This is a genomic window from Aquiluna sp. (genome assembly GCF_965064355.1).
The window spans coordinates 1-11,840 of sequence record NZ_CBCHRQ010000038.1 but is presented as its reverse complement, the minus strand read 5'-3'; the positions used below and the strand labels follow the sequence as shown (position 1 = coordinate 11,840).

The window sequence follows — 11,840 nt, the reverse complement described above, 5'->3', positions numbered from 1 at the left end:
AGCTCAACCGCCGCGATTGCGGTAGCGGCATTCTGCGCCTGGTGGAAACCAATAATTGGCATCCAAACCTGTGGGTAATCTGTCGCCAGTCCACGAACCGAGAACCGGGTTCCAAAACCATCGGCCAGCACATCGCCATATTCGAAGTCACGTCCCGAGAGCTTTAGGTTCGAGCTGCGACCTTCGAGAACCTCAATCACACCTGGATACTGCGGGCTGGAAACTACTAGGGACTTTTCTTTGATGATCCCGGCCTTCGTGGTCGCTATCTCCTCAACCGTGTCACCTAAGGATTTTTGATGGTCCAGATCAATTGCCGTGAAGACCGCGACATCGGCGTCTGCAACGTTTGTCGCATCCCACTCGCCTCCCATGCCTACCTCAAGAACCAAGACATCGACCGGTGCATCCGAGAAGAGCTGAAACGCCAGGGCTGTGAAGGCCTCAAAGAAGGTGAGAGGCTGGTGACCCTCAGATATCAGCTGCTGATCTACCAAATCCATGAGAAGTTTGTTCTCGCGGTAGGTGTCAACCAGAATTTCATCGCTAACCGGGTCACCATCAAGCGCAATTCGCTCATTGAAATTCACCAGGTGCGGGCTGGTCAGCCTGCCGGTTCGAAGTCCATGCTCTCGCAAAATGCGCTCAATGATTCGAGAGGTAGAGGTCTTGCCGTTGGTTCCTGTGATGTGGATGATTCCGTAATTCTTTTGCGGGTCACCCATCAGGCCAACAAGTCGCGCGGTTGGTTCAAGCCTTGGGCGAATATGCTGCTCTGGTTGCCTGGCATAAAGCTCGGCAAGAATCTGATCGAGTTCGTGTCGTTCGGTCACTTCTTCGATAGCTCAATCTCGATCAAGCCTGCATCCCCGATCGAAAGCTCTCCTGAAACATCGGCAGTTAGAACCTCGAATTCAGTAGCGAGAGTCTCGCTCGCGATGAATTCAGCGTGAGTCATCAATGCTTCTAGTGAGCCGGCATCGACACGAAGAGTCAATGAGATTCGATCTGAAACATCTAGCCCAGCATCCTTACGAGCCTGCTGAATGTGGCGAATCGCATCACGCGCTGCGCCTTCAGCCTCGAGCTCAGGAGTTAGGACTGTGTTCAACAAAACGAATCCGGTAGAGGTGATTCCAACAGCCTGATTTACATCAGCCTGGTTAGCCACCATGGTGATCTCAAATTCACCCTCGAACAGCTCAGTGCCATCGACCACAACAAGATCGCCAAGCTGAGACCAGTTACCTGCCTTTGCCTCGCGAATAATGCGCTGCACTTCCCCGCCAACACGAGGTCCAAGAGTTCTCGCATTCACACTTAATGACTTTAGAAGCCCAAACTGACTGGCAACCTCATCGGATGCCTGAACCACCGAGACCTGCTTCACGTTTAGTTCTTCGGCAATCAAATCCGAGTAAGCGCTAAGACTTTGGGCATTCGGCGCGGCAATTGTTAGGTCACTCAAGGGCAAGCGAACTCGCAAGCCGGCCGACTTTCTAAGTGCCTGGGCAACCGAGGCTGCCTCGCGGATGGCGTCCATGTCCTGAACCAGTTGCTCATCAGCTGGGAATTCGCTAGCTGCAGGCCAGCTCTCCAGGTGAACAGATCGACCATTGGTCAGACCTCGCCACATCTCTTCGGCGGTTAGGGGCAAAAGCGGTGCAACGACCCTCAACACCGCCTCTAGAACGGTGTAGATAGTGTCGAAGGCAGCTTTGTCACCCTCCCAGAATCGGTCTCTGGAGCGGCGGACATACCAGTTTGTAAGAACCTCAGCGAAATCTCTAACCTTGGCGGATGCCTGGTAGCTGTCAAAGACATCCAGATCGCTCTGAACATCCTCAATCAGTTTTCTGGTCTTAGCCATGATGTAGCGATCTAGCAGCTGAGAAGAAGAAGTCGATGGAGAGGCCTCGTAGTTTGCGGCGTTGGCATAGAGCGCAAAGAAGTAATAGGTGTTCCACAGTGGCAGCAGCGCCTGACGGACTCCCTCGCGGATTCCCTGCTCGGTAACCGAGAGGTTGCCACCGCGAAGAATCGGGCTAGACATCAAGAACCAGCGCATGGCATCTGAGCCGTCACGGTTAAACACTTCATTCACATCTGGATAGTTGCGCAGGCTCTTGGACATCTTCTGGCCGTCATTACCAAGCACAATGCCGTGGCTGATGGCGTTTTTGAAAGCCGGGCGATCAAACAGTGCGGTAGCCAAAACGTGCAGGGTGTAGAACCAGCCTCTGGTTTGACCTACGTACTCCACGATGAAATCACCTGGGAAGTGTGAGTCAAACCAATCTTGATTCTCAAATGGGTAGTGCACCTGAGCGAATGGCATCGAACCTGATTCGAACCAGCAGTCCAATACCTCAGGAACACGGCGCATCATGGATTTGCCAGTTGGGTCATCTGGGTTTGGTCGAACTAGCTCGTCAATTACCGGACGGTGGAAGTCGGATGGGCGGACACCAAAGTCAGCCTCAAGTTCTTCCATCGATCCGTAAACATCTACCCGCGGGTAGTTAGGGTCGTCTGATTTCCAAACTGGAATCGGTGCTCCCCAGAAGCGGTTTCGAGAAATCGCCCAGTCGCGGACATTCTCCAGCCACTTGCCAAAGCTGCCATTCTTGGTGTGCTCGGGAACCCAGTTGATCTCTTGGTTTAGTTCCAACATGCGATCGCGCAGCTTGGTGGTCTCAACAAACCAGGAAGAAACAGCCTTATAGATCAGCGGGTTCTTGCAGCGGTAGCAGTGCGGGTAGCTGTGCTCGTAGGAGGCCTGACGCAGCAATCTACCCATGGTCTTCAGGTCCTGGGTGATTGGCTTGTTGGCGTCAAAGACGTGCTGTCCCTCGTAGGGAGCAATTACCGAGTTGAACTGTCCGCGCTCGTTGATAGAAACATAGGTTGGGATGCCTGCGGCCTGGCAAACGTTTTGGTCATCCTCACCGTAAGCCGGTGCCTGGTGGACAATTCCGGTGCCATCGGTATCGGCAACATAATCCGCAATCAACACCTGCCAGGCGTTGGAGACATCAAATAGCTCTGGACTGGCATAGAAGTCGAAGATGCGCTCATACTTCAAACCATTTAGCTCGGTGCCGAGGTAGGTCTTGGTAATTGCAGCCTTGACCTCATCCGCGCTCTCGTAGCCAAGTTCCTTGGCATAGCCGCCGATCAAAGAGGTCGCCATTAGATAGCTCGCAGATCCATCCTTTGATGGTGCAACGCCGTATTCAATCTTCGGTCCAACCGCTAAAGCGAAGTTGGTAGGCAAAGTCCAAGGAGTTGTGGTCCAGGCCACCAGGTTTACGCCATCGAGCTCGTGACCTGGGCTTGTGATTGGGAAGGTGACGCTTACCGATTGGTCTTGACGGTTCTTGTAGACCTCATCGTCCATTCGAAGTTCGTGGTTGGACAGCGGAGTTTCACATCTCCAGCAGTAAGCCAAAACCTTGAAGCCCTCGTAAACAAGGCCCTTTTTGTAAAGCTCTTTGAATGCCCAGAGCACACTCTCGGTGTAGTTGGTGTCCAAAGTCTTGTAGTCGTTATCAAAGTCCACCCAGCGAGCTTGGCGGGTGACATAGGTGCGCCAGTCCTCGGTGTACTTCAAAACCGAGGTCTTGCAGAACTCGTTGAACTTGGCAACGCCAAACTTCTCAATCTCAGGCCTACCCGAAATGCCCAGTAGGCGCTCAGCCTCAACCTCGGCAGGAAGTCCGTGAGTGTCCCAACCAAAGCGACGCTCAACGCGATTACCGCGCATGGTCTGGTAGCGAGGGATTAGATCTTTGGTGTAACCGGTGAGTAGGTGACCATAGTGCGGCAGGCCGTTAGCAAATGGAGGTCCGTCATAAAAGACAAACTCGGGAGCTTCTGAAGCCTCCCGATTATCAATTGAAGCCTGAAAAGTGTCGTCCTTAGCCCAGTATGCCAAGACCTCCTCTTCGACCTTAGGGAACGAAGGAGAGGCGAGCGGACCGTCGGTTCGGTCTGAGTGCTTTGGATACATCACGGCTTTCGAAGAAGTTCTAGAACTTAACAATGTTAATCTAGAGCCCTGCAAACTCGGAGACGAAATAAGTGAACGCTTCAAAACCAGAACCACTAAGACCGGCCAACATTCCGGAAAAAGCCACTGTTGACGGGCTAGAAGCCAAGTGGGTGCCTAGCTGGGAGCAAAACCAAACCTTCGCGTTTAATGCAGCCGCGCCAAAAGAAAATGTCTTTTCGGTCGACACTCCCCCGCCAACTGCCTCCGGATCGCTGCACGTTGGTCACGTTTTTAGCTACACCCACACCGATGTAATTGCCCGATACCAGCGCATGCTCGGAAAAGATGTCTTCTACCCAATGGGTTGGGATGACAACGGTTTACCAACCGAACGCCGCGTCCAGAACTACTACGGCGTGCGTTGCGACCCGACTTTGCCCTACCAGGAGAGCTTCACTCCCCCTTACGAGGGTGGCGACAACAAAAGCTCCAAGGCTGCAGACCAATTGCCAATTTCACGCAGAAACTTCATCGAGCTTTGCGAGACGTTGACCGAAGAGGACGAGAAGGCGTTTGAAAACCTCTGGCGCGATCTTGGCATCTCAGTGGACTGGGCTCAGACCTACCGCACCATTTCAAAAGAAGCCCAGGAGGTTTCTCAAGCAGCTTTCCTAAATAACCTCGCCCGCGGTGAGGCCTACCAGGCCATGGCACCAACCCTCTGGGATGTCACCTTCCGCACCGCGGTTGCCCAGGCGGAGCTTGAAGACCGTGAGATGCCAGGTGCGTACCACCGCATTGGGTTTGATGGCCCAGACGGCAAGATCTTCATCGAAACCACTCGCCCAGAGCTAATTCCGGCCTGTGTTGCTTTGGTTGCTCACCCAGATGATGAGCGTTACCAGCCATTCTTTGGTAAAACCGCAAAGACCCCGTTGTTTGGTGTCGAAGTTCCGATCCTTGCTCACCGTCTAGCTCAGAAGGATAAGGGTTCTGGCATTGCCATGATTTGTACCTTTGGTGACGTCACCGACGTGATCTGGTGGCGTGAGCTAAACCTTCCTAACCGCGCCATGCTTGGGTTTGATGGCCGAATCCTGTCAGAGGCCCCAGAAGTAATCGCCCAGAGTAAGGGCGCTGCACTATTTGATGAGATTGCAGGAAAGACAGTCTTCAGCGCCAAGGAGATCTTGGTTGAAGCACTAAAGGCATCCGGCGACATGATTGGCGAGGCAAAGCCAATCTCACACCCGGTCAAGTTCTTCGAAAAGGGCGATAAGCCACTAGAAATTGTTTCAACCCGCCAGTGGTACATCACCAACGGTGGCAAGGACAAAGATCTTTCTCAGCAGTTGATCTCCAAGGGTCGCGATCTGGAATTTCACCCGAGCTTTATGCGGGTTCGCCTGGAGGACTGGATCAATGGTCTAAACGGCGACTGGCTGATTTCTCGCCAAAGATTCTTTGGTGTTCCGATTCCGGTTTGGTACAAGCTTGACCAGGATGCAAACCCGATCTTCGATGAGCGCATTGTTCCCTCGTTGGAGCAGCTGCCAATCGATCCAAGCTCCGATGTCCCAGCTGGATTCAGTGAAGACCAGCGCGGAAAGCCAAATGGTTTTGTTGGCGAGCTGGACATCATGGACACCTGGGCAACCTCGTCGCTGACCCCACAGCTTGCCGGTGGTTGGCTTTCAAAGCCAGAGCAATTTGCCAAGGTGTTCCCATTTGACCTTCGCCCACAAGGCCAGGACATCATTAGAACCTGGCTGTTCTCCACCCTGCTTAGAAGCGAACTCGAACACGGCGTTTTGCCATGGAAGAACGCGGCAATCTCGGGCTGGATCCTCGACCCAGACCGCAAGAAGATGTCAAAGTCCAAGGGCAACGTGGTTGTGCCAAACGAGCTTTTGGAGAATCACGGTTCCGATGCGGTTCGCTACTGGGCGGCCAGTGCAAGATTGGGCACCGATGCCGCCTTTGACGAAGGTCAAATGAAGATTGGTCGCAGGCTAGCTAATAAGTTACTCAACGCCGGTCGTTTCGCACTTAGCTTCGAACTTCCAAGCGGTGTCACCGAGGTCACAGAGCCCATTGATCAGGCAATGCTGGCAGCTCTTCGAGACGTCATTGAGAGCGCCACCAAGGCTTTTGACGGCTATGACCACACCAAGGCGCTTGAGACCACCGAAACCTTCTTCTGGACCTTCACAGACGATTACCTGGAATTGGTAAAAGAGCGTGCCTACGGCAACTCGGGTCAGTCAGCTCAAGAAATCGGCTCTGCCGTTATTGCGCTTCGCGAAGCCCTGGCAATTTTGGTGAGACTGTTTGCGCCATTCATTCCATTCGCTGCCGAGGAAGTCTGGAGCTGGTGGCAACAAGGCTCAGTTCACCTCAGCCCTTGGCCACAGATCGACGAGATCAAGTTCCAAGACCCTATGTTGATGAAGGTTGCCAGCGAGGCATTGGTTCAGATTCGCAAATCAAAATCCGAAGCCAAGCTTTCGATGAAGGCTGAGATCAAAACCGCGACCCTCACTGGCTCTCAGGATCTGTCTCTGATTGCCGAGGATCTCAAGTCGGTTGGAAAAATCACAGACCTGAAGTTGCTAATTGGCAACGAATTAGCACTTTCCGACTTGGAGTTCGCTTCAGAGGAATAGCATTTTGGGATGACTAATCCCTTGATGCAACCTTCCCAGCTAGAGAACGAACTTCCTGATTTCGCAAACCTTCGCGATGAGCACTATCTACCGGCCTTTGAACACGCGGTTAGTGAGCACAACAAAGAGATAGCTGCCATTTTGGCGCAATCCGAAGTCAGTTTTGAGAACACCCTCGTGGCAATGGAGCGCTCTGGCGATCTACTAACCACCATGCTGATGGTGTTCTACAACAAGTCATCGAGCGACACTAACGAGACCATGCAGGCGCTTGAGGCCGAGATTGGTCCGCGTCTTGCAGCCCACATGGACAGCATTCGACTAAACCCAGCGCTTTACTCACGCATCAATCACTTGGTGGAGAACCGAGACTCAATTGGACTCGACCGTGAGAGCGATCGCCTGCTGAGCAAGTACCTGGAGGACTTCCAGTTCGCTGGCGCTGGCCTCAGCGAAGATTCGCGCAAGCGCGTGGCTCAGATCAACGAGCGCCTAAGTGCTCTAGAGGCAGAATTCGACAAGAGGCTTTTGGCCGACACCAATGACCTTGCAGTTGAGCTAGGAGACTCCTCGCGACTTGGAGGTCTAACTAACGACGAGATCGAGAGCCTTGCTCAGGCAGCCTCAGAGCGCGGCAAGACCGGTTTTGTCATTCCACTGTTGAACTACTCAGGTCACCCGCTAATTGCCTCCCTAGAGGACCGCACACTGCGCCAAGAGCTTATGGAGCGCACCCTGTCGCGCGGATCTCGGGGAAACGCAAATGACACCAGCAGCGTTATTAAGGAGCTGCTGGATCTAAGACGCGAAAAGGCCGCCCTATTTGGTTTTGCTAACTATGCGCAATATGTTTTGACCCAGCAAACCGCCAAGAGCCCAGATCGCGTCCACGAGGTGCTTCGCAAGATCGCACCGGTCGCCAAGCGCAATGCTGAGGCTGAGGGCCGGGTCTTGGCTGAGCTTATGCAGCGTGAAGTCGGTGCTTCGGACCTGCGTTCTTGGGACTGGGACCGCTACACCGAACAGCAGCGCAAGGAAAAGTACTCGATCGACACCTCAGTGCTAAAGCCTTACTTTGAGCTAAACCGAGTCTTAGAGGACGGCGTTTTCTATGCGGCTGGTCAGCTCTACGGTCTCAAGTTCACCAGACGCAAAGACCTAGTTGCCTACCACCCTGATGCGAATGTTTACCAGGTTGACTTTGAAGATGGCTCACGCTGTGGGCTGTATATCTTTGACCCATACGCCCGTCCTTCAAAGCGCGGTGGCGCATGGATGAACAACCTGGTTGACCAGTCACATCTATTGGGCAAGCGCCCGGTTGTGGTGAACAACATGAACATTCCAAAGCCTGCTGCTGGTAACCCGTCGCTTATGACCCTGGATGAGGTGAACACGCTCTTCCATGAGTTTGGTCACACCCTGCACGGGTTGCTATCGGATGTTTACTACCCGAGATTCTCCGGAACCAATGTGGAGCGGGACTTCGTCGAGTTCCCATCTCAGGTAAACGAGATGTGGATGCTTTGGCCAGAGGTATTGCAGAATTACGCAATTCATCACCAAACCGGTGAGAAGCTCTCGCTGGACTGGATCGACAAACTTCAGGCCACCGAAGCCTTCAACCAGGGCTTTGCGACCACACACTACCTACAGGCAGCAATTCTTGACCTCGCGATGCACGAAGCCAGCGAAACCCCAGCGGATATCTCTGCTTTTGAAGCTGCAGCTATCAAGGACTATGGCTTGGACTATGAGGCTGTCCCAACCAGGTATCGCCCGAACTACTTCGCCCATATCTTCGCCGGAGGCTACTCAGCTGGTTACTACGGTTACATCTGGTCCGAGGTTTTGGATGCCGAGAGCGTCAACTGGTATAAGTCGCAAGGTGGTCTAAGCCGCGAGAACGGTAGAAAGTTTGCCGCGTCACTGCTATCCCGCGGAGGTGCTACCGACTCGATGGAGCTTGTTAGAGAGCTACTAGGTCGCGACCCAGAGATTACGCCGCTACTTAAGCGTCGTGGGTTGCTCTAAAGCTTTTCTCTTTCCCACAAGCCAGATAATCACGCCGGCTAGTAGCGCCCAGAAGGCTCCACCAATACCCGAAATGGTGACGCCAGCTGCACCTATAACAAAGGTGACAACACCGGCAAGCCTGGTCGCATCATCCGAAACCGCTCCCCGAATGGCGCTAGCAAAAGTATTGATTAGCGCGATACCGGCGAGGGAAAGAAGTAGTTCCCGAGGCACGGCCAAAACAAAGGCAGCAAAAGGCGCTGCAAATAGCGCAAACAAAATGTAAATCACACCACCCCAGCTCGAAGCTATCCACCTTCGGGCAGGGTCCTTGGCAGCATTCTCATCGGCATTTAGTGCAGCGGTAATCGCAGCCAAATTCAAGCCAAAGCCGCCGAAGAAGCCGGTTAGAGCGGAAGCTGAGCCAGTAGCGGCAAAGACTTTACCGGCGGGAACCTGGTAGCCAAGTGAGGACATAATGGCAAGCCCCGGTAGGTTTTGGCTCGCCATCGTAATCAAATAAAGCGGGATACCGATCGCGATGATGGCTGCGATTTCGAACTGCGGAATAACCACCGTAAGTTCAGGCCAGAAGCTTCCAAACTGGGCATCGCTTGCCTCTGGAGAAGACCCAATCAGGAAAAATCCAAGCCCAATGGCAATTGGAGAGGCCCAAAGCGGTAGGAAGCGGTTCACGATGAACCACACCACTACAACCGGCATGATCAATGCCGGGAAGTCAACAGCTGAGTGGACGGTCGCAACCACGAACGGGAAGATGACACCGGCCAGCATCGCTGCAGAAATTTGCGGTGGGATTTTTCTAACTAACGCCCCAAGAGCTGGCCAAAGGCCAGTTACCAACACCAAAAGACTCGCCACCATAAAGGCACCGACCGCTAGCTCGAACTTCAGCCCAAGTCCAGCGCTGGCCGCCAAAAACGCGGCACCGGGAGTGCTCCAAACCACGCTGATCGGCATCTTTAGCCAAACGCTAAGCGCTATCGACATAACTCCGTAGCCGACCAGCATCACAGCCAGTGCGGTGGTTATCTGAGAGTTTGAGGCACCCATTGCCGCAAGCCCTGCGATTGCAATGGCAAAAGTTGCGATCGAGCCGGTAATCGAAGCAACTGTTCCCGCTATAAATGGCGCCAGTCGCTGAGATTGAAGTTTGATTTTTCTACCTAGGCAGTCTTGTCTTTGAGGCGCTGAGGTAGCTGCTCAACCTTCGGCATGCTCTTGTTGGCGACAATTTCCTCAGTGATTACAACCAAACCATTTTCGGTTGAACCAGGCAGCTCGAACATGATTGGTCCCAGCACCTCTTCCAAAATTGCCCTGAGACCTCTTGCGCCAGTCTCGCGTGAAACAGCCAGGTCAGCAATCTTCTCAATGGCTGCTGGCTCGAACTCCAGCTCAAAGCCATCGATTTCAAACATGCGCTGGTACTGCTTGATTAGAGCATTCTTTGGTTCGGTCAAAATCGAAATCAAAGCAGCTCTATCTAGCTGCTCGACGGTTGCAATAACTGGCAGGCGGCCAATGAACTCTGGAATCAGTCCGAACTTGCGAAGATCCTCGGGCTGCACCTGCTTGAAAACATCCTGATCATCGTTCTTTTCCTTGAGCGGAGAGCCAAAGCCGATTCCCTTTTTGCCAGTGCGCTCCCCAACGATGGTCTCAAGGCCTGCGAAGGCACCGGCAACGATGAATAGCACGTTTGTGGTGTCGATCTGAATGAATTCCTGCTGCGGGTGCTTGCGACCGCCCTGGGGTGGAACAGACGCGATTGTGCCCTCAAGAATCTTTAGTAGCGCCTGCTGGACACCCTCACCTGAGACGTCCCTGGTGATAGAAGGGTTTTCTGCCTTACGGGAAATCTTGTCGATCTCATCGATGTAGATGATTCCAGTCTCAGCCTTTTTAGGGTCATAATCCGCTGCCTGCAAAAGCTTCAGCAGGATGTTCTCGACATCCTCACCCACGTAACCCGCCTCGGTTAGTGCTGTGGCGTCAGCAACAGCGAATGGAACATTTAAGCGCTTTGCAAGGGTCTGAGCCAGGTAGGTCTTACCGCAGCCAGTTGGCCCCATTAGCAAAATGTTTGACTTAGCAATTTCGATATCATCGTGGCTCTTACCGCCGCGAGTCAGGGTCCCGGTGGCACGAATTCTCTTGTAGTGGTTATAAACCGCTACCGCCAACTGCTTTTTAGCATTGTCTTGGCCGATGACATACTCATCCAGGAAAGCCTTGATTTCACGCGGGTTTGGAAGATCCAGTGACTCAGTGGATTCCTTGGCTTGAGTGCCAAGTTCTTCCTCAACGATTTCATTGCAGAGCTCTACGCACTCATCGCAAATGTAAACCGATGCCGGACCGGCGATAAGCTTTCGCACCTGGCGTTGGCTTTTACCGCAGAAGGTGCACTTCAGCAGTTCGCTGGTCTCGCTCAATGTCATGGAAAAACCCTATATCGGGTTTGGGACTTTTTGCGGGAGGCTGGGCTAGTTTTTAGCCCTTGCGTGAGGTTAGGACCTGATCGATTAGACCGTATTCCAACGCTTCTTGAGCGGTAAGAATCTTGTCGCGATCGATGTCCTTGTTCACCTTGGCAATATCTTGACCGGTGTGCTTGGCCAAAGTCTCCTCGAGCCACTCACGCATACGCATGATCTCTCTCGCCTGAATCTCAATATCTGATGCCTGGCCAGAGCCACCGCCACCGGTAGCTGGCTGGTGGATCAGGACACGTGCGTTAGGAAGCGCTAGGCGCTTGCCCTCGGCGCCTGCCGCCAACAGAACAGCTGCTGCAGAGGCCGCCTGGCCTAGGCAAACGGTTTGAATCTGAGGCTTGATGTACTGCATGGTGTCGTAAATCGCGGTAAGCGCGGTGAATGATCCACCCGGAGAGTTGATGTACATGGTGATATCGCGATCTGGATCCTGGGATTCCAAAACCAAAAGCTGAGCCATGATGTCATCCGCCGATGCGTCATCAACCTGGACGCCTAGGAACACAATGCGGTCCTCAAACAACTTGGTGTAAGGGTTGTGGCGCTTAAACCCATAGGCGGTGCGCTCCTCGAACTCCGGGAGGATGTAGCGCGACTGAGGCATCGGAATGCGACCTGCGGCTGATTCTAGATAAGTCATCTTTA

At 53.3% G+C, this 11,840-nt stretch carries 7 protein-coding genes; 2 read left to right on the top strand and 5 right to left on the bottom strand.

What is annotated here, in order from left to right:
* Both AC128V_RS04565 and ileS read right to left on the bottom strand, forming a co-directional pair.
* The coding region (locus AC128V_RS04565) for a bifunctional folylpolyglutamate synthase/dihydrofolate synthase (RefSeq protein WP_482763502.1) at positions 1 to 833 on the bottom strand (833 nt) is incomplete at its 3' end.
* Positions 830 to 4,012, bottom strand: a complete 3,183-nt coding sequence (gene ileS, locus AC128V_RS04560; RefSeq protein WP_482763501.1) for an isoleucine--tRNA ligase — start codon at positions 4,010 to 4,012, stop codon at positions 830 to 832. The genes AC128V_RS04565 and ileS, both read right to left, overlap by 4 nt.
* A 71-nt stretch (positions 4,013 to 4,083) precedes the next feature.
* Between ileS and valS the strand changes: the two genes are divergently transcribed.
* Positions 4,084 to 6,660, top strand: a complete 2,577-nt coding sequence (gene valS / locus AC128V_RS04555) for a valine--tRNA ligase (RefSeq protein WP_482763500.1) — start codon at positions 4,084 to 4,086, stop codon at positions 6,658 to 6,660.
* 9 nt (positions 6,661 to 6,669) lie between these two features.
* Positions 6,670 to 8,694 (top strand): M3 family metallopeptidase, encoded by a 2,025-nt coding sequence (locus tag AC128V_RS04550; protein ID WP_482763499.1) that lies wholly within the window; start codon positions 6,670 to 6,672, stop codon positions 8,692 to 8,694.
* Here AC128V_RS04550 and AC128V_RS04545 read toward each other — a convergent pair.
* From AC128V_RS04545 to AC128V_RS04535, 3 genes are read right to left on the bottom strand one after another with little or no spacing between them, the layout of a single operon-like run.
* Complete coding sequence (locus AC128V_RS04545; RefSeq protein ID WP_482763504.1) at positions 8,668 to 9,834, bottom strand: benzoate/H(+) symporter BenE family transporter; 1,167 nt, start codon at positions 9,832 to 9,834, stop codon at positions 8,668 to 8,670. The two genes, AC128V_RS04550 and AC128V_RS04545, sit on opposite strands and share 27 nt — an antisense overlap.
* Before the next feature lie 29 nt (positions 9,835 to 9,863).
* Positions 9,864 to 11,141, bottom strand: a complete 1,278-nt coding sequence (gene clpX / locus AC128V_RS04540; RefSeq protein ID WP_482763498.1) for an ATP-dependent Clp protease ATP-binding subunit ClpX — start codon at positions 11,139 to 11,141, stop codon at positions 9,864 to 9,866.
* A 52-nt stretch (positions 11,142 to 11,193) separates the two neighbouring features.
* On the bottom strand, positions 11,194 to 11,835 hold the full coding sequence (locus tag AC128V_RS04535; RefSeq protein WP_482763503.1) for an ATP-dependent Clp protease proteolytic subunit: 642 nt from the start codon (positions 11,833 to 11,835) through the stop codon (positions 11,194 to 11,196).
* Between the last annotated feature and the right edge of the window lie 5 nt (positions 11,836 to 11,840).